At 70.0% G+C, this 18,117-nt stretch carries 15 protein-coding genes; 6 read left to right on the forward strand and 9 right to left on the reverse strand.

All coding sequences use genetic code 11. The annotated features are described in order from the left end of the window. Nucleotides 1-70: 70 nt before the first annotated feature. Nucleotides 71-1,441: an FAD-binding oxidoreductase gene (locus ACFVV5_RS18165; RefSeq protein WP_387246931.1), complete on the reverse strand. Its 1,371-nt coding sequence runs from the start codon at nucleotides 1,439-1,441 to the stop codon at nucleotides 71-73. A gap of 76 nt (nucleotides 1,442-1,517) precedes the next feature. Here ACFVV5_RS18165 and ACFVV5_RS18170 point away from each other — a divergent pair, with 76 nt between their 5' ends. Further along, a complete protein-coding gene (locus tag ACFVV5_RS18170) occupies nucleotides 1,518-2,510 on the forward strand; it encodes a DNA-3-methyladenine glycosylase family protein (RefSeq protein ID WP_387246933.1) in 993 nt (330 codons plus the stop codon). A gap of 15 nt (nucleotides 2,511-2,525) precedes the next feature. On the opposite strand, the gene ACFVV5_RS18175 is transcribed toward ACFVV5_RS18170, so the two are convergent. The 3 genes from ACFVV5_RS18175 to ACFVV5_RS18185 all read right to left on the reverse strand — a co-directional run bounded on the left by ACFVV5_RS18175 (nucleotide 2,526) and on the right by ACFVV5_RS18185 (nucleotide 5,766). Further along, nucleotides 2,526-3,089, reverse strand: a complete 564-nt coding sequence (locus ACFVV5_RS18175; protein ID WP_387246935.1) for an SRPBCC family protein — start codon at nucleotides 3,087-3,089, stop codon at nucleotides 2,526-2,528. A gap of 107 nt (nucleotides 3,090-3,196) precedes the next feature. Further along, entirely contained in the window at nucleotides 3,197-4,801 is a 1,605-nt protein-coding gene (locus ACFVV5_RS18180) for a phytoene desaturase family protein (protein ID WP_387246937.1), read from the reverse strand. Between the two features lie 68 nt (nucleotides 4,802-4,869). Then, a complete protein-coding gene (locus ACFVV5_RS18185) occupies nucleotides 4,870-5,766 on the reverse strand; it encodes a LysR family transcriptional regulator (RefSeq protein WP_387247039.1) in 897 nt (298 codons plus the stop codon). A 158-nt stretch (nucleotides 5,767-5,924) separates the two neighbouring features. Between ACFVV5_RS18185 and ACFVV5_RS18190 the strand changes: the two genes are divergently transcribed. Both ACFVV5_RS18190 and ACFVV5_RS18195 read left to right on the forward strand, forming a co-directional pair. After that, nucleotides 5,925-9,572 (forward strand): proline dehydrogenase family protein, encoded by a 3,648-nt coding sequence (locus ACFVV5_RS18190; protein ID WP_387246939.1) that lies wholly within the window; start codon nucleotides 5,925-5,927, stop codon nucleotides 9,570-9,572. Continuing rightward, complete coding sequence (locus ACFVV5_RS18195) at nucleotides 9,572-10,414, forward strand: aldo/keto reductase (RefSeq protein WP_387246941.1); 843 nt, start codon at nucleotides 9,572-9,574, stop codon at nucleotides 10,412-10,414. Before ACFVV5_RS18190 ends, ACFVV5_RS18195 begins: the two co-directional genes overlap by 1 nt. Nucleotides 10,415-10,481: 67 nt before the next feature. Here the strand turns inward: ACFVV5_RS18195 and ACFVV5_RS18200 are convergent, their stop codons facing one another. From ACFVV5_RS18200 to ACFVV5_RS18220, 5 genes are all read right to left on the reverse strand, one after another. Beyond that, nucleotides 10,482-10,856 (reverse strand): GntR family transcriptional regulator, encoded by a 375-nt coding sequence (locus ACFVV5_RS18200; protein ID WP_387246943.1) that lies wholly within the window; start codon nucleotides 10,854-10,856, stop codon nucleotides 10,482-10,484. Next, the gene (locus ACFVV5_RS18205; protein ID WP_387246945.1) at nucleotides 10,853-12,301 is read right to left on the reverse strand and encodes a sensor histidine kinase; all 1,449 of its coding nucleotides are present in this window, start codon (nucleotides 12,299-12,301) and stop codon (nucleotides 10,853-10,855) included. Before ACFVV5_RS18205 ends, ACFVV5_RS18200 begins: the two co-directional genes overlap by 4 nt. A gap of 64 nt (nucleotides 12,302-12,365) precedes the next feature. After that, the gene (locus ACFVV5_RS18210; protein ID WP_387246947.1) at nucleotides 12,366-13,058 is read right to left on the reverse strand and encodes a response regulator transcription factor; all 693 of its coding nucleotides are present in this window, start codon (nucleotides 13,056-13,058) and stop codon (nucleotides 12,366-12,368) included. Nucleotides 13,059-13,146: 88 nt separating this feature from the next. Continuing rightward, nucleotides 13,147-13,575: an SRPBCC family protein gene (locus ACFVV5_RS18215; RefSeq protein WP_387246949.1), complete on the reverse strand. Its 429-nt coding sequence runs from the start codon at nucleotides 13,573-13,575 to the stop codon at nucleotides 13,147-13,149. Nucleotides 13,576-13,625: 50 nt separating this feature from the next. Next, the gene (locus ACFVV5_RS18220; RefSeq protein WP_271176720.1) at nucleotides 13,626-14,063 is read right to left on the reverse strand and encodes an Lrp/AsnC family transcriptional regulator; all 438 of its coding nucleotides are present in this window, start codon (nucleotides 14,061-14,063) and stop codon (nucleotides 13,626-13,628) included. A 220-nt stretch (nucleotides 14,064-14,283) separates the two neighbouring features. Between ACFVV5_RS18220 and ddaH the strand changes: the two genes are divergently transcribed. The 3 genes from ddaH to ACFVV5_RS18235 all read left to right on the forward strand — a co-directional run bounded on the left by ddaH (nucleotide 14,284) and on the right by ACFVV5_RS18235 (nucleotide 18,071). Next, nucleotides 14,284-15,138, forward strand: coding sequence for a dimethylargininase (gene ddaH / locus ACFVV5_RS18225; protein ID WP_387247041.1), 855 nt, complete (start codon nucleotides 14,284-14,286; stop codon nucleotides 15,136-15,138). Nucleotides 15,139-15,149: 11 nt separating this feature from the next. Beyond that, nucleotides 15,150-16,463: an ornithine--oxo-acid transaminase gene (rocD, locus tag ACFVV5_RS18230; protein WP_387246951.1), complete on the forward strand. Its 1,314-nt coding sequence runs from the start codon at nucleotides 15,150-15,152 to the stop codon at nucleotides 16,461-16,463. 129 nt (nucleotides 16,464-16,592) lie between these two features. Beyond that, nucleotides 16,593-18,071, forward strand: coding sequence for a peptide MFS transporter (locus ACFVV5_RS18235; RefSeq protein WP_387246953.1), 1,479 nt, complete (start codon nucleotides 16,593-16,595; stop codon nucleotides 18,069-18,071). Nucleotides 18,072-18,117 lie beyond the last annotated feature (46 nt).

Below are 18,117 nucleotides of genomic sequence, written 5' to 3' on the forward strand. Positions count from 1 at the left end.
GGGTCGAAATCGCGCGATTCGACCCAGCAAGTCCGGACTCGATCGCGGGAGGGCCCGGATGCGGCGGCGGTTAGCGCGGCTCGAACGGGAACACGCCCTGCGGGTCCCAATCGGAGCGCACCCGGGCGAGACGGTCGAACACGGCCGGCGGCCAGGTCTTCTCGAATGCGGCCTTGTCGGCGAGCCCTGCCGACCAGTTGACGTTGGTGACGGTCGAGATCCGGTCGGACACCACCTCGGCGATCTGCGCGGCGCGTGCCGGTGCGAGCTCGGCGAACGTTCCGGGATCCGCGGCGAGCGTGGACAGCGTGTGCGTGCTGTCCCGGCCGCCGACCGCGGTGCCGTCGGCGGTGTCGCGCGTGGTCGCACCGCCGAGCTGGCGGATCTCCACCGCGAGGAAGGGTGAATCGGAGCCGGGCTTGATCAGGTCGAACAGGGCGTCTCCCGCCTGCTGGTCGAACGAGTCGAGCATCAGGCCGCGGATCCAGCTCGGGGCGCCCTGCTCGGGGTCGTTGTGGATCGTCGCGACGGCCGTGGCCGGCATCTCGCCGACGAAGTCGAGGTACACCGGCGCCGCTGCTCGCACCGGCGCGAACAGACGCTCGCCCTCCGCGGCGGCTCCCGGATACGCGAAGCGCACGCTGAACACGAAGCGTCCGCGCAGTGGCGGCGGCGGACCCTCCATGTCGGGAATCTGGAGGAACACGGCCGAGGTGGTCGCCTCATCCGGAAGCGCGGCCGACCAGTCGATCCACGCCTGAAAGGCCGGCTCGACCGCATCGCCCTCGAAGAAGACGCTGCCGGCGTAGAGCGTGCGGAGCGGCACGAGCTCGAGCGTCATCTCCGTGACGACACCCAGCCCGCCCTTGCCGCCGCGAAGCGCCCAGAACAGCTCCGGGTTGGTCGTGTCGTCGGCGGTGACGAGCTCGCCGTCGGCCGTGACCACGCGGAAGCCGCGCACCCAGTCGGCGGTGAAGCCGTGACTGCGCGCGAGCGGCCCGAGGCCACCGCCGAGCGTGTAGCCGACGGCCCCGACGCTGGTGGACGATCCGGTGATCGGTGCGAGGCCGAACTCAGCGGCGGCGGCGATGACCGGAGCCCAGCGCACGCCGGCGCCGATGCGGGCGAGCCGGGCATCCGGGTCGATCTCGAGCGAATCGAGAGCACGAGTCGAGATGATGAGTCCGTCGGTGATCGGCGTCTCGGAGCCGTGTCCGGTGGCCTGGATGCGCACGCCGAGCCCGTTCTCGCGGGCGAAACGCAGCGCCTCGGCGACGTCGGCTTCGGACGCGACCGCGACAACGACCTCCGGATCGTGCCGGATGGCCGGATTGAAGCAGGCCACTTCGGCCGCGAGCCCTTCGTCTCCCCGCAGGTAGACCGTGCCCCCGATGGCGTCGCGCACAGGCGCGACCGATTCTTCTGTCAGTGATTTCCCCATGGGGCGAGAGTAGAGGAGGCGACCGACATGGGGAAGAGGTCGGGGGATGCACGGCGGCCTGACGTAGCATTCCAGCATGACCACCGCGACGCCGCCTGCTTCCGGCCTGCGGGCGACGGACGCTCAGCGTGCTCCGGCTGCTCCGGCTGCTCCGGCTGCGTCCACCGTCTACGCGCCGAGCGAGCCGGTGGACGTGCGGGCGACGCTCGGCATCCTCGGTCGCGGTCCCTACGATCCGACGACCGTCTGGGACGCGACGGGCGTGTGGCGCACGTTCCGCACGCCGGCGGGATCGGCGACGGTGCGCATCCGGCACCCCGCAGCCGACGGTTCCATCGCGGCTGCCGCGTGGGGCGACGGCGCGGAGTGGGCGATCGAGGCGGTCCCGGGGCTGCTCGGCCGCGGCGACGACTGGGGCACGCTCGACGTGCGCGGCACCCCGCTGCTGCACGACAGCCGGCGACGCAACCCCGGCCTGCGGCTCACCCGGACCGGACGGCTGCTGGAGGCGCTCATCCCGGCGATCATCGAGCAGCGCGTGACCAGCCTCGAGGCGTACAACTCGTGGGCGCGGCTGATCCGCTGGTACGGGGAGGGGGCGCCCGGCCCCGGCCCCGTGGAGTTGCGCGTGGTGCCGACCGTGGAGCAGTGGCGGGGCATCCCGTCGTGGGAATGGCATCGAGCCGGCGTCGACCCGGGCCGCGCGCGAACGGTCAGGTCGGCGCTCGCCGTGGCGGGTTCCCTGGAGCGTGCGACGGATCGCGCCGAGACGCTGACGGATGCCGCCCGCGCGCTCCGAACGGTGACCGGGATCGGGGTGTGGACGGCCGCCGAGACGCTGCAGCGCTCCCACGCGGACTCGGATGCGGTGAGCGTCGGCGACTACCACCTCGCGCACTATGTGGGGGAGGCACTCATCGGCCGACGCGTCGACGACGACGGGATGCTCGAACTGCTCGAGCCCTGGAGGGGGCAGCGGCAGCGGGTGATCCGGCTGATCCTCGCGAGCGGGCACCGCTTCCAGCGGCGCGGCCCCCGGCTTGCCGTGCAGGATCACCGCTGGCACTGACGCCGAGGAAGCGGGTCAGCCCGTGGTGCCGTTGCCTCGGTCGACGGCGTGCACGGCAGCCTGCTCGGCGCGGAGGTCGTGGTTGACTTCGCGGCAGAGGTTCTCGTAGTGCTCGAGCATCGCCGGGTAGTAGTCGTTCCAGTCGGGCATCGGCCGCCCGGCCCGAGCGGCGATCAAGCGGTCGAGGTAGTAGTCCCAGCCGACGCCGACGTCGGCCTCCTCGGTCAGGGAGCGCAGCCGCTGGGCGAAGGTGAGCGTCGTGTGGCCGCTGGACTCGGTGAGATGCCAGTACATCCGCCAGGAGTCGCCGGCGGGACCGACGTCGGCGGCGAACTTGTGCGGCGCCACGCATTCGAGGATGGAGACGTTCTCCCAGGGGGCGTCGTCGCCTTCGGCGGTCATCCGGAATCTCACAGCGCCCGTCTCGGGGCGTCCCGTGTACTCGCCGACCCATTCGGCGAGCCGGGGCGATCGTGAGAAATACGCCCAGACGTCTTCGATCGGAGCCTTGAAGATCCTGTCGAGGACCACGTAGACCCCGTCGTCTTTGCGAACGAGTCGACCTGTCGGTTGCGGCATCATGTTGAACCTCCCGCTGAATCCTCACACTAGTCACGTCGCCGTCATTCCGGCAGAGGCGGGCGTGCGATTCCTCTCAGATCGGCTCGGAGGCGCTCACCGGGGATTCAGGATTCGAGCACGGCCATGGCCGCGTTGTGACCGCCCAGCCCGCTGACCGCGCCGCCCCGGCGTGCCCCGGCTCCGCAGAGCAGGATGCGCGGGTGCCGGGTGGCGACACCCCAGCGCTGGGCGGGCGTGGCGAGCTCGTCGTCGTCTTCGGCGAACGGCCATGACAGCGGGCCGTGGAAGATGTTGCCGCCGGGCATGTTGAGCGCCCGCTCGAGGTCGCGTGTCGTCTTCGTCTCGATGCACGGGTCGCCGTTGGCGTCGGTGAGGAGGAGGTCTTCGATCGGTTCGGCGAGCACCGAGTTGAGCGAGGCGAGCACGGCGGCCTGCAGGCGGTCGCGGGTGGCGTCGTTGTTCTCGTCGTTGAGCCAGCGGTCGGGGGTGTGCAGGCCGAAGACGGTGATCGTCTGGGCGCCGGTGGCGGCGAGCTCGGGGTCCAGGATGCTCGGATCGGTGAGCGAGTGGCAGTAGATCTCGCACGGGATGAGCTCCGGCATCACGCCGCGCACGGCGCCCGCGTACGCCTCCTCGAGTTGCGTGTACGTCTCGTTGATGTGGAAGGTGCCGCCGAAGGCCGCGGCAGGATCGACGGTGGAGTCGCGCAGGCGGGGGAGCCGCTTCAGCAGGAGGTTGACCTTGACCTGGGCGCCCTCGGCCCGCGGGCGGCCGGGTTCGAGCGCGTCGCCGATCAGGCCGTCGAGGACGTCGGGGGCGACATTGGCGAGCACATGCCGGCCGACGACGCGGCGGTCGTGCTTCTTGCGGCGGTAGTCGACGGTGCCGTCAGGGAAGACGGAGGTGACCTCGGCGCCGGTCACGATGCGGGCGCCGGCCTCCCGTGCGACACGGGCGAGCTCGGTGGTGACGGAGCCCATGCCTCCGACCGGCACGTCCCAGTCGCCGGTCCCGCCACCGATCACGTGGTAGAGGAAGCAGCGGTTCTGCGCCAGACCGGGGTCGTCGAGGCTCGCGAACGTGCCGATCAGAGCATCCGTCGCCGCCACACCGCGGACGAGGTCGTCGGCGAGCCGGGTCTCGATGAACTCGCCGATGGGACGCTCGATGATCGCATCCCACAGCTCGTCGTCGCCGATGAGGGCCCTCGCCTCGCTGCGGGTGAGGAGGGGCTCCGTGACCGTCGGCCAGAGGGCGCTTGCCAGCTCGCCCGTCGACTCGTAGAAGGCGGTGAACGCGTCCGCGTCGTCGGCCGCGCCGATGCGGGCGAAGGATGCGGCCGTGGCGTCGGCGTCGTTGTTGTCGATGAGGAGCGCGGCGGCGTCGGCGGCTCCCGGCACCGGCGTATAGGAGGAGTAGCGCCGGCGGGCGAGGGAGAGGCGCAGCCCCAGGTCGTCGATGATGCGCTGCGGCAGCAGGCTCACCAGGTAGGAGTAGCGCGAGAGCCAGGCGTCGACGCCGTCGAAGGCCTGGGCGCTGACGGCGGCCCCACCCACGACGGACAGTCTCTCGAGGACGATCACGCTGAGCCCGGCCTTGGCCAGATAGGCGGCGGCGGTCAGTCCGTTGTGGCCGCCTCCCACGATGACCACGTCGTGCGTGGGCTCCGGAGCGGCCTCGTCGGTGAGGGGAGCTGTGGCGTCGTTCATGCCTCAGAGCCTAGTAGCGCGGGGAGGTGCGCTTCGGTCCGCGGTCTCGTCCGCGCTCCCGCCCGCGCTCAGAGGAGGGGGACGGCCCGGGACAGCGCGTCACGGCACGCGACCACGCCCGGACGGCTCGCCGACGAGCGCCGGGCCGAGGTGAAGACGGTGCGCCGCGGGGAGCCCGGCAGCTCGATCAGCCGCACGCTCGGCTGCTCGCCCGCCCACACGAGGTCGGGCAGGAGACCCACGGCGTTACCGGACCGGATGAGACGGATGTGCGCGATCAGGTCGGCCGTCTCGTAGCGGACATCCGGTTCGAAGCCGGCCTCGCGGCAGCGCTGCACGGCCCAGGTGCGGGCGGCGGTGCCCTGCGGCTCCATGACCCACGGGAGGCCGGCGGTCTCGGCCAGCGAGGTCGCGCGCACCCGGGCATCCGGAGCCTCAGGGGTGGCGAGCCGGATGGCGTCGGTGGCGAGCTCGACCCGGTCGAGGCCGGCGCGCAGGCCCCGTGTGCTGCCCGGGTACTGCTCGGCGATGACCAGGTCGAAGTCGCGGGCGGCCACTTCGAACAGGCCGCGCTCCGGCTCGCGCTCGGTGATCTCGACGCGGAGGTCGGGGTATTCGCCGGCCAGGATGCTCAGCGCGCGTGGCACGATGGCGTGCGCGGCCGACTGGAAGACGGCGACGCGGACCACTCCCGTCACGGTGGTCGGCGAGGCGGCGAGATCGGACTCGGCCAGATCGAGCAGGTCGAGGATGTCGGCGGTGTGCCGCACGAGGATCTCGGCCTGCGACGTGAGCTGGACGCGTCGCCCGACCTTCTGGAGGAGCTGGACGCCGGTCTCCTTCTCGAGCGCGGCGAGCTGCTGCGAGACGGAGGACGGACTGTAGGAGAGCGCCTGGGCGACTCCGGTCACGGTGCCGCGTGCCTGGAGCTCGAGGAGGAGGCGGAGTTTGCGCACGTCGAGCATCCGGACCTCTTTCATTCGGTTGTGCCGAACGATATCGTTCGGAAACATTCGCTTCTGCTTATTCGACTTTAGCCGCACACTGTTCTCCACAGGCCGAGTTCTCCCCATATCCGGCCGCCCCCAGGCATCCCCGAAGAGCGAGGAATACAGTCGTGAGCATGGTCAATCCCACGGATGGCGTCGAGACGCGCCCGTCGCAGGTCGCGGCAGAGGCAGTCGAGCTGGTTCGCACCTGGCTGGCAGAGAGCACCTCGCCGAACGCAGACGGCTCGAAGCCGCGGCAGGACCCGGCGGCCGAGCGGCTCGCCGGCGTGCTGAAAGACCCGAACGGCCTCGACTTCGCGGTGGGGTTCGTCGACGGCGTCGCTCGCCCGCAAGACCTCTTCGTGGCCGGCTACAACCTGCAGCGGGTCGCCAAGAAGATCCCCGGCTTCCTGCCCTGGTACATGCGCTTCGCGATCTGGCTCGGTGGGGTGTTCGGCCCGGTGCTCCCGTGGATCGTCATCCCCGTCGCGCGTCGCGTGCTGCGCGGCATGGTCGGGCACCTCGTCGTCGACGCGACGCCTCAGAAGCTCGGACCTGCCATCGAGCACCTGCGACGTCCGACCGACACCCAGGGGCAGGGAGCACGGCTCAATCTCAACCTCCTGGGCGAGGCCGTGCTCGGCGAGAAGGAGGCCGCACGGCGGCTGGAAGGCACCCGCAGCCTGCTCGCCCGGGATGACGTGGACTACGTCTCGATCAAGGTGTCGTCCATCGCGTCCCAGCTGTCGATGTGGTCGTTCGACGAGACCGTGGCGCGGGTCGTCGAGCGACTGACCCCGCTCTACGAGCTCGCCGCGTCGTCGCCCAAGCCGAAGTTCATCAACCTCGACATGGAGGAGTACCGCGACCTCAACCTGACGATGGCGGTGTTCGCGGGCATCCTGAACAAGCCGCAGTTCGCCGGCCTCGAGGCGGGAATCGTGCTGCAGGCCTACCTCCCGGATGCACTGGACGCGCTCCAGACGCTCACCGAGTGGGCGACGGCACGGCGCATGCAGGGCGGAGCGCCGATCAAGGTGCGCGTCGTGAAGGGCGCGAACCTGGCCATGGAGCGGGTGGATGCGGCGATCCACGACTGGCCGCTGGCCACCTACGGGAGCAAGCAGGACTCCGACACCAACTACAAGCGCGTGCTCGACTGGGCGCTGACGCCCGAGCACACCGACGCCGTGAAGATCGGTGTCGCCGGTCACAACCTCTTCGACGTGGCCTACGCGTGGCTGCTCGCGTCGCGCCGTGGGGTCACGGGGCGCGTCGACTTCGAGGTGCTCCTGGGCATGGCGACGGCCCAGGCCGAAGCCGTCAAGAAGACCGTCGGCAGCCTGCTCCTCTACACGCCGGTCGTGAACCCCGCCGAGTTCGACGTGGCGATCTCGTACCTGATCCGCCGGCTCGAAGAGAACGCGAGCGAAGAGAACTTCATGTCGGCGGTCTTCGAGCTCGAGTCGAACCCCGCGCTGTTCGAGCGCGAGAAGCAGCGTTTCCTCGCGTCGATCGCGGCCCTCGAGGCCGAACAGGGTCCGCGCGGAGCCGCTCCGTTGCCGAACCGGCGTCAGGATCGCGCGCGTGAGTGGGAAGACCTCGACGCTGAGGCCCTCGCACACCCGGAGGTCCCGTCGGAGCCTGTGAGCGTCGACGTCGAAGGCCTGACGAGTGCGGTTCTTGGCCTAAAGCGCGGGTCCAGCGGAGACGGCGAGGTCGACGACTCCGCTGAGCATGCCGCGTCGGCGCCGTTCCACAACGCGGCGGACACTGATCCCTCGCTCGCCGCGAACCGAGCCTGGGGTCGCAAGATCCTTGCGCGATCGGCGACCTCCGAACTCGGAAACACCACGATCGCGCGAGCCTCCGTGACCGACACCGCTCAGCTCGAATTGGTCATCAGCACGGTTCGGGCGAACGGCGAGGCGTGGGGGCGACGCAGCGGATTCGAGCGTGCGGCGGTCCTCGACCGCGCCGGGCTCGCCCTCGCGGCCAACCGCGATCGGCTCATCGAGATCATGGCGGCCGAGACGGGCAAGACGATCGCCGAGGCCGACCCGGAGGTGAGTGAGGCGATCGACTTCGCCCACTACTACGCGGCTCGTGCGCGCGAGCTCGACTCGGTGCAGGGAGCGCGCTTCGTGCCCTCGTCCCTGACGGTCGTGACACCGCCGTGGAACTTCCCGGTGGCCATCCCGGCCGGTTCGGTGCTGTCGGCGCTCGCCGCCGGTAGCGGAGTGATCATCAAGCCGGCACCGCAGGCGAAACGATCCGGCGCGGTCATGGTGGAGGCGCTCTGGGAGGCGGGGATCCCGCGCGAACTCCTGGCGCTCGTCGACGTCGCCGAGAACGACCTCGGTCAGCGCCTCGTCTCCGACCCGCGCGTCGACCGGGTGATCCTCACGGGCGCGTACGAGACCGCCAAGCTGTTCCGTTCCTGGCGGCCCGACCTGCCATTGCTCGCAGAGACCAGCGGCAAGAACGCGATCATCGTCACGCCGAGCGCCGACTACGACCTCGCGGTCGCTGACATCGTCAAGAGCGCGTTCGGCCATGCCGGGCAGAAATGCTCCGCGGCGAGCCTGGTGATCCTGGTCGGTTCGGTCGCCCGATCCGATCGCTTCCGCCACCAGCTGGTCGACGCGGTCGCCAGCATGCGGGTGGGCTACCCCGTCGACCCGACGAGCCAGATGGGTCCGCTGATCGAACCCGCCGGAGGCAAGCTCCTCCATGCGCTCACCACGCTGGGAGCATCCGAGGAATGGCTGGTGCAGCCGAAGCAGCTCGATGACACCGGACGCCTCTGGTCGGCGGGCGTGCGAACCGGTGTGCAGCCCGGATCGTACTTCCACCTCACCGAGTTCTTCGGCCCGGTGCTCGGCATCATGACCGCCAAGAACCTCGAAGAGGCCATCCGGTTCCAGAACGCGATCGAGTACGGGCTCACGTCCGGTCTCCACTCGCTCGACGCCGGCGAGCTCGCGCACTGGCTCGACACGGTCGAGGCGGGCAACCTCTACGTGAACCGCGGGATCACCGGCGCCATCGTACAGCGCCAGCCGTTCGGCGGCTGGAAGCGCTCGTCCGTGGGGGCCGGCACGAAGGCCGGCGGCCCCAACTACCTGATGGGGCTGGGCTCCTGGCAGCCCGAGACCGGCAGTTCCAGCGCCAGCCTGCACTTGCGCGGGCTCGACCCCCGGGTGTCCGACCTGATCGAGTCGGGCCAGCCGGCGATGGACCACACGGCCTTCGACCTGGTGCGGCGGTCGGCGCTCAGCGACGCGATCGCGGCAGCGACCGAGTACGGCCTCGTCAAAGACGTCTCCGGCGTCGGCGTCGAGCGCAACCTGTTCCGGTACCGGCCGGTCCCGGTGACCATCCGCCTCAACGAGGGCGCGGAACTGCCGGCTCTGCTGCGCATACTCGCCGCCGCCACGGTCGCGCGTTCGCCGTTCGCCGTCAGCACCTCGATCAAGCTGCCGCGACCGATGCACCAGCTCCTGCGCGAGCGCGAGGTGGAGATCGTCGTGGAGAGCGACGCGCAGTGGCTTGCGCGGGCGGCCTCCGGCGCTCTGCACGCCCACCGCATCAGGCTGATCGGCGGCGACGCATCCGCACTCGCGGCCGCGCTGGGAGGCACGCCCGACGTGGCGATCTACGCCAACCCGGTCACCGCCTCCGGACGTGTCGAGGTGCTACCGTTCGTTCACGAACAGGCCATCTCGATCACGGCCCACCGGTTCGGCAACCCGTCGCGACTCTCGGAAGGCGTCATCTGATGCAGCCAGTGCCCACAGTGATCCCGTCGATCCCGCTCGGCTCCGGAGGCAGCATCCCGCAGCTCGGACTCGGAACCTGGCCGCTCGACGACGCCGAGGTCGAGAAGGCGATCGTGCGGGCCGTCGAACTCGGGTACCGGCATGTCGACACCGCCGCGAAATACGGAAACGAGGTCGGCGTGGGGCGGGGCGTGCGACACAGCGGCATCCCGCGCGAGCAGCTCTTCGTGACCACCAAGCTCGACGGCACCTACCAAGGCGACGATCGCGCCCTCGACGGACTCGGCGACTCGCTCGAGCGGCTCGGCCTCGACTACGTCGACCTGCTCCTGATCCACTGGCCGCTGCCCGGGCGCGACGAATACGTCTCCACCTGGAAGACCTACGAGAAGCTGCTCGCGGCGGGCAAGGCGCGGGCGATCGGCGTCTCCAACTTCAAGCCCGCGCACATCGACCGGCTGATCGCCGAGACGGGCACCACTCCAGCCGTCAATCAGATCCAGCTCAACCCGGCCGTCACCCGCCGTGAGCAGCGCCGCTACGACACCGAGCACGGCATCGTCACCGAGTCGTGGAGCCCGCTCGGCGCCGGCAGCGACCTGCTGCAGTCGCCGGTGCTCGCCCGGATCGCCGAGAAGCACCAGAAGACGCCCGGCCAGGTCGTGCTGCGATGGCACCTCGACAACGGCCTGGTCGCGATCCCCAAGAGCAAGACTCCGGAGCGCCTCGCAGAGAACATCGACGTCTTCGACTTCGCGCTCGACGCCGACGACCACGCCGCGATCGACACCCTCGACCAGGGCCCCGACGCGGGAGTCGACTCCGACCGCTCCGGGCACTGACGGCCCGGTCGGCCGCGCCAACCCGGTCGACCGCGCCAACCCGGTCGGCCGCGCCAACCCGGTCGGCCTACGGTAGGCGCGACTCCAACGCGGCCCGCACCAGCCCGAGCGCCTCCGAAGCGGACAGCCCCAGCGTCGCGGCGCGGTCGGCGAACACGGCCGCGGCCTCGGCGCCCGCGCGCTCCGCATCGGTCGCCGCCGACACGAACGTCCCCGCCCTCCCACGCGTCTCCAGCACGCCCTCGTGCTCCAGTTCCCGGTAGGCACGCGCCACGGTGTTCGCAGCCAGCCCCAGAGCGTCCGCCAGGGAGCGGACCGGCGGCAGACGCATCCCGACCGGCAACGAGCCGTCGCGCACCCCCGCCACGATGCGTCGCTTCAACTGCTCGAAAGGCGGCACCGACGACGACTCGTCGAGGGCAGCACCCAGTTCGTCGGTCATCCGCTCTCTCCAACCTGAGACTCCACCAACGGGAGCACCACGGAGACGATCAGACCCCCGCCTCCGGCGGCGCCGTCCCCATTGCTCAACACCACCGCACCCCCCGCCGACCCCGCCAGCGCGCCGACGATCGCAAGCCCGAGACCGCCGCCGGTCCGCCCGGTGCGCGACGCCTCCGCCCTCGTGAAACGGTCGAGCGCGACGGGGATGAACTCGGCGGGCATACCGGGGCCACTGTCGCGCACGGTGAGCACGACCTCCGACGGCGTGGCCGTCAGCTCGGCCGTGATCGACCCCACGAGCTGTTCGCCCGGCCCCCCGGCTTCGACGATGGCTGTGATCGCGTTGCCGAGCAGGTTGTCGAGGATCCGGCCCACATCGGTCGGCGAGAGGGCGACCAGCACGTCGGCCGCCGTGCGCTCGCGCGGCCGGTAGTCGAAGTCGATCGAGATGTCGCGCTGCTCATCGTCGTCACCGGCGCGTGAGGCGATCAGCCGTGCGCGGTCGATGGCGTCGGCGAGCTCGTCGGTCATCGTCCGCCAATCAGTGCGACCGTTCGACGGACCGGCCTCGATGCGGGACAGCTCGAGCAGATTGCTGGCGAGCTGGCCGAGGCGGAGAGCGGTCGAATGCGACGACCGGATGTCGGCGAGCAGGGCGTTCGCGTCGCCGGCGTCGAGCTCGGCGAGCTCCAGCTGCCCGCGGAGGACGGCCAGCGGCGTACGCAGCTCGTGACTCGCATCCGACACCATCTGGCGCTCGCGGTCGGCCGACGCGCGCAGGCGCCGGATGAGCTCGTTGAGCGTGTTCGCCAGCGCCGCCAGTTCGTCGCGCGCCGGCCCGACAGGGAGAAGCCCGGTCGAGGAGACGTCGGCGATGCGCTCGGCCTGCTCGCGCATCCGGCTCACCGGACGCAGCGCGGCGCGGGTCAGAAGCCACGATGCGGCGCCGAACCCGATCACGAGCACCCCGGCGCCGACCAGCAGGGCGGCGGTGAGGCGGTCGAGGATGAGGTTCGTCGTCTCGGCGTTCCGCGCGGCGATCACGTGGATGTCTCCGGCGGTCGTCGGAACGGTCCGTACCAGAACCAGATACTGGTCGTCGCCGATCTGAACGGTCTTCGGATCGTCGCCGAGCCTCACCAGCCGGGCGATCCTGGCGTCGAGGGACTTCGGCAGCGTCGAGTCGAGCACGACTCCGTCCGCGCCCACGATCGCGAGCTCCTGACCACCGCCCGGCAGCTCGAACGGCCCGGCCGGGTTGTTCTTCAGAGCGGCCGCAGGGGCGGCGACGTCGTTGTTCAGCAGGGTGACGGTGGCGTTGTGGAGGATCGACGCCACGCCCAGTCGCACGACCTCGACGGCGGCCAGCCCGAACAGCGTGGCCACGATGAGGCTGCCGATCGTGATGCGGGCAGTGATCGACAGCCGCCGCAGCCACCTCATCCGGGCATCCGGGACAGGCCGGGCACTGTCGTGCGCGTCCTGGCCGGCCTCGGCCCGCCGGGGCTCACGAGGTCGCAGCCTCGGCGTTCTTGGCGTCGAGCCGGTAGCCGCGACCGCGCTCCGTGACGATGGCGAGCCCGGCACCGGCCAGTTCGAGCTTCTTTCGCAAGTACGACACGTACTGGTCGATCACATTCGTGCCGATGTTCTCGCTCGTTCCCCACACGGTCTCGAGGATGTCGGAGCGGGCGAGCGTCTTGTCGGGATTGGTGGCGAACAGTCGCAGCAGCGTGAACTCGCGACGGCTCAGCGGCATCTCGTGGCCGGCGACCAGGGCGCGGTGCTCGTGCGAGTCGATGGTGAGGCGTCCGACCGTGACCTGGGGGCGGATCCCGCTGGGCTCGCGCCGAAGCAGGGCCCGGATGCGCGCAGCGAGCTCGGCGAAGGCGAACGGCTTGGTCAGGTAGTCGTCGGCGCCGGAGTCGAGCCCGTGCACGCGGTCCTCGATCGCATCCCGTGCCGTCAGCAGCAGGATGGGCATCGGGTTGGCTGCCTCGCGGATGTGACGGCAGAGCTCGAAGCCGCTCATCCCGGGCAGCATCACGTCGATCGCGGCCGCCGAGAAGCTGTCGCCGCGCAAGGCGATGAGCGCATCGACGCCGTTGGTGACCAGGGTCACCTCGTAGCTTTCGGCCGTGAGCCCGCGCTCGACGAGGCCTCCCATGTCCGGATCGTCTTCAACAACGAGCAGCTTCATGGGTTCATCGTGCCACCGTTTGCCGTGCCCGCGCTTGAAAGGCGTGGGCGTCCGCTGAACGGCCGCTGTACGTTCTCGCAGGCTCGGCCTACCGACCGGCTTCGACGACCCCTCGGAGCCCTTCGAGCGTCATCGTCCAGTTGCCGCTCATCCGTTCGGCCTCGGCTCGGTCGGCGCAGCCGTCCTGGGTGATCGTCACGCGGGTTCCCGTGCCGTCCGCGGCCAGCGAGTAGGCGACGTTCTGGTAGCTGGCCGGCTCGTCGGGCTTGCCGCTGAGCGGGCTGTAGTAGCTCGTCACCAGGCGCGTGGGGGGCTCGATCTCGAGGATCACGCCTTTGTCTTCGTAGGGCTTCCCCTCCCATTCGCCGCGGTAGACGATGGGGCTGCCCTGCTTCCAGTCGGTGTCGACCTGGGTTCCGTACAGGTACCGGGCGATGGCGGCCGGGTCGGTGACGGCGTGCCAGACCGCCTCCGGCGTCGCGTCGACGTGGATGCTCGCTTCTGCTGTCTCGGTCATAGGACCATGCTGCGCGCATCCGCCGCCCGCGGCTTGAACAAAAGCGACGCTCAGTCGTGGCCGCGGTGGATGAGACGGGAGAGCACGATGGCGCTGCGCGTGTGGTCGACGTTGGGGGCGAGCCGCACTCTCTCGAGCGCGGCTTCGAGGCTCGGGATGTCGCGGGAGCGGATGTGGACGATGGCGTCGGCGCTTCCGGTGACGGTTCCGGCGTCGACCACCTCGGGCACGGCGGAGAGGATGCGGAGAAGCTCGTCCGGCGCGACGGTCCCGCGGCAGAAGAGCTCGACGTAGGCTTCGGTGCTCATCCCGTCGATGGTCGGATCGACCTGGATCGTGAAGCCGCGGATCACGCCGTCGGCCACGAGCCGGTCGACGCGGCGCTTGACGGCCGAGGCCGACAGGCCCACGACGGAGCCGATGTCGCCGTAGCCCGCACGCGCGTTCTGGCGGAGCAGGTCGAGGATGCTGCGATCGAGGTTGTCCACGCGCGCAAGCATACGGCGGATCATTGCGTCGCCGCGCTGCATTACGCAGAATTCCTGCGTGATGTTTCCGTGCGCCCGTTGAGTAGTGGCGCAGTGCCGCCGTTCTCGGGCTCGCCGGATGCACGCAAGAAATCACCCGCGAAATGACCGGCAGCGACGGAATCGTGCGCGAATCGACGGACATCTGCTGACATTCGTGTGTGACACTATCCCCATGTCGATGATTCACGAGGACGAGGAGTCCCGGCTCGCCCGCCCGGTCCGCACCGCGACTACGCGGTCAGTGCTGATGTGTCGGCCCGAGCACTTCACCGTGGTCTACCGGATCAACCCGTGGATGGACCCGCAACTCCCCACCGACACGAGCCTCGCCGTGCGCCAGTGGGAGGAGCTCTACCGCACCTACCTCGGGCTCGGGTTCGAGGTGCAGCTCATCGATCCCATCGAGGGACTGCCCGACATGGTCTACGCCGCCAACGGCGGATTCGTGATCGACAACATCGCCTACGGTGCGAGCTTCACCTACCCCGAACGTCAGCCGGAAGGCCCCGCCTACATGGGGTGGTTCGGTGACCACGGGTTCGACGTCGCGGTGCCCGAGAGCGTCAACGAGGGAGAGGGCGACTTCCTGCTCGTGGGCGAGACCATCCTCGCCGGCACGGGCTTTCGCAGCACGAGCACCAGCCACGGCGAGCTCGGCCGTCTCTACGGTCGTGAGGTGATCTCCCTCAACCTCGTCGACCCGAGCTTCTACCACCTCGACACCGCCCTCGCCGTGCTCGACAGCACCCCCGGCCAGGAGCACATCGCCTACCTGCCCGGCGCCTTCGACGCCGCGGGCCTCGTCATCCTGCGCGAGCGCTACCCCGACGCCATCATCGTGAACGACGAGGACGCCGCCGTCCTGGGCCTCAACTCGTTCTCCGACGGGCTCAACGTGGTGATCGCCTCACGTGCCGCCGACTTCGGCCGGCAGCTGCGCGAACACGGTTACAACCCGATCGGCGTCGACCTCTCCGAGCTCCTGCTCGGCGGCGGCGGCGTCAAATGCTGCACCCTCGAACTCCGGCGCTGAAAGGACCGCGCATGACGAACGAGACCCTCGACACCGCCGAGACGACGGCGAGCGAGACCGACGCAGAGACCGTCGCCCACCACATCCACCCCCAGCCGGCGGTGACGACGACGCGCCAGTCCGAGCTCATCGAGCGCGAAGAGGAGCACACGGCGCACAACTACCATCCGCTTCCCGTCGTGGTCGCGGAGGGCGACGGCGCCTGGGTCACCGACATCGACGGCCGCCGCTACCTGGACTGCCTCGCCGCGTACTCCGCGGTGAACTTCGGCCACTCCAACCCGGTGCTACTGGATGCGGCGCGCGCACAGCTCGATCGCATCACCCTCACCAGCCGCGCGTTCCACAACGACCAGCTGGGCCCGTTCGTGGAGGCGCTCGCCGCACTGTCCGGCAAAGACATGGTGCTCCCGATGAACACGGGCGCCGAGGCGGTGGAGTCGGGCATCAAGGTCGCGCGGGCCTGGGGCTACCGGGTGAAGGGTGTCGCCGACGACCAGGCCAACATCATCGTGATGGCCGGCAACTTCCACGGCCGGACCACCACCATCGTGAGCTTCTCCGACGACCCGACCGCGCGCGACGGCTTCGGGCCGTTCACTCCCGGCTTCCGCACCGTGCCCTACGGGGATGCGGAGGCACTCGCGGCCGCGATCGACGCGAACACCGTGGCCGTGCTGGTCGAGCCGATCCAGGGCGAATCCGGAATCGTCGTGCCGCCGGCCGACTTCCTCCCGGCGGTGCGGGCGCTCTGCGACGCGAATCGGGTGCTGTTCATCGCCGACGAGATCCAGTCGGGTCTCGGGCGCACCGGCGCGACCTTCGCCTGCGACCTGGTCGGCGTCGTTCCCGACCTCTACCTGCTCGGCAAGGCGCTCGGCGGCGGCATCGTGCCCGTCTCGGCCGTCGTCGGCAACGCGGACGTGCTCGGGGTGCTGCAGCCCGGCGAGCACGGCTCGACCTTCGGCGGCAACCCGCTGGCGGCGGCCGTCGGCCGTGCGGTCGTCGGGATGCTCGCCACAGGGGAGCCGCAGGAGCGTGCCGCCCTGCTGGGCAAGCGCCTGCACACGGGACTCCTGCGCCTGGTCGGCCACGGCGTTCTGGCTGTGCGTGGTGCGGGGCTCTGGGCCGGCATCGACATCGATCCGCAGCTGGCGACCGGTCGCGAGGTGTGCGAACTGCTCATGGAGCGCGGCCTGCTGGCCAAGGACACGCACGGGTCGACCATCCGGCTGGCACCGCCGATCGTGGTCGATCCCGCCGATCTGGATTGGGCGGTCGACCAGTTGGAGGCCGTTCTGCAAGACCTGTCCGCCCGGCTCTGACGCCCGGCGGACAGGGAGCGGATGCGCGGGCCACCCGAAGGCCGCGCATCCGCTGATCTCCTGCCTCGCGCGACCCGGGATCGCATCCGGTCCTTCCCCTGCGGCCGGGCGAGTGGAAGCATGAAGCGCATGAGCAACGCGACGACGCGTGAAAAGGAGTCTCAGCCGCCGGAGAAGGGAAGGACGTTCTTCGGTCAGCCGCGGCCGCTGGCCAGCATCTTCGGCGTCGAGATGTGGGAGCGGTTCTCGTTCTACGGGATGCAGGGCATCCTCCTCATCTACCTCTACTACTCCGCGGCGCGCGGCGGCCTCGGCATCGACCAGGCGACGGCCGCAGGCATCGTCGGCGCCTACGGCGGCGCGGTCTACCTTTCGACGATCGTCGGCGCCTGGCTGGCCGACCGGATGTTCGGGTCGGAACAGGTGCTGTTCTGGAGCGCCGTCGTCATCATGGCGGGGCACCTGGCTCTGGCATTGCTGCCGGGCGTCTCCGGTGTGATCGCGGGCCTGCTGTTCGTCGCGCTCGGCAGCGGCGGCCTCAAGGCGAACGCCACCCGCATCGTCGGCTCCCTCTACGACGAGCACGACAGTCGTCGAGATGCCGGCTTCTCGATCTTCTACCTCGGCATCAATCTCGGCGCCTTCCTCGGGCCTCTCCTCACCGGGCTGCTGCAGACCACCCTCGGCTTCCACTGGGGCTTCGCGCTCGCCGCGGTCGGGATGGCGATCGGACTCATCCAGTACTCGTTCGGACGTAAGCGCCTGCCGGCCGAAGCCCGCGAGGTCCCCAACCCGCTGCCCGCCTCGCGCCGGCCGTTGCTGATCGTGATCGCGCTCGTCGGCGTCGCGCTCGTGGTCGTGCTGGTGCTGCTGCGCGTGATCACGGCGCAGAACCTCGCCCTCATCGTGATCGGCCTCGTCATCGTGGCGGCCATCGCGTACTTCGCCGTCATCCTGAGCTCGAAGCTCCTGAGTGCCGTCGAGCGCAGCCGCATCATCGCGTTCATCCCGTTGTTCATCACGAACGCCGCCTTCTGGTCGCTCTACCAGCAGCAGTTCACGGTGGTCACGATCTACTCGGACGAGCGCCTCGACCGCAATCTCTTCGGCTGGGAGTTCCCGGTCTCGTGGGTGCAGTCGATCAACCCGATCTTCATCATCATCCTGTCGGGCGTCTTCGCGGCGATCTGGACGAAGTGGGGCGACAAGCAGCCGTCCACGCCGCTGAAATTCGCTGCGGGCACGGTCGTGATGGGCCTCGCCTTCTTCCTGTTCCTGTTCTGGGCGGGCGGCGGCAAGAACAGCACGCCGCTGCTGGCGATGGTGGGCATCCTGCTCGTGTTCACGATCGCGGAACTGCTGATCTCACCGGTGGGACTGTCGGCGTCGACCAAGCTCGCGCCGCACGCGTTCGAGGCCCAGATGGTGGCGCTGTACTTCCTGTCGGTGGCCCTGGGCACTGCGATGGCCGGACAGCTCGCGAAGCTGTACACGCCCGAGACGGAGGGCGTCTACTTCGGGATCATCGGCGGTGTGGCGGTCGCGATCGGCGTCGTGCTCGCCCTCATCAGCCCGTGGGTGCTCCGGATGATGCGGGGCGTGCGCTGAGCGGAGGCCGGCGCGCCGAGTTCGGCCCTCGCGTGCATCCGGGGCC

The sequence above is a fragment of the Leifsonia sp. NPDC058248 genome, assembly GCF_042881905.1.
Taxonomy (GTDB): Bacteria; Actinomycetota; Actinomycetes; order Actinomycetales; family Microbacteriaceae; genus Leifsonia.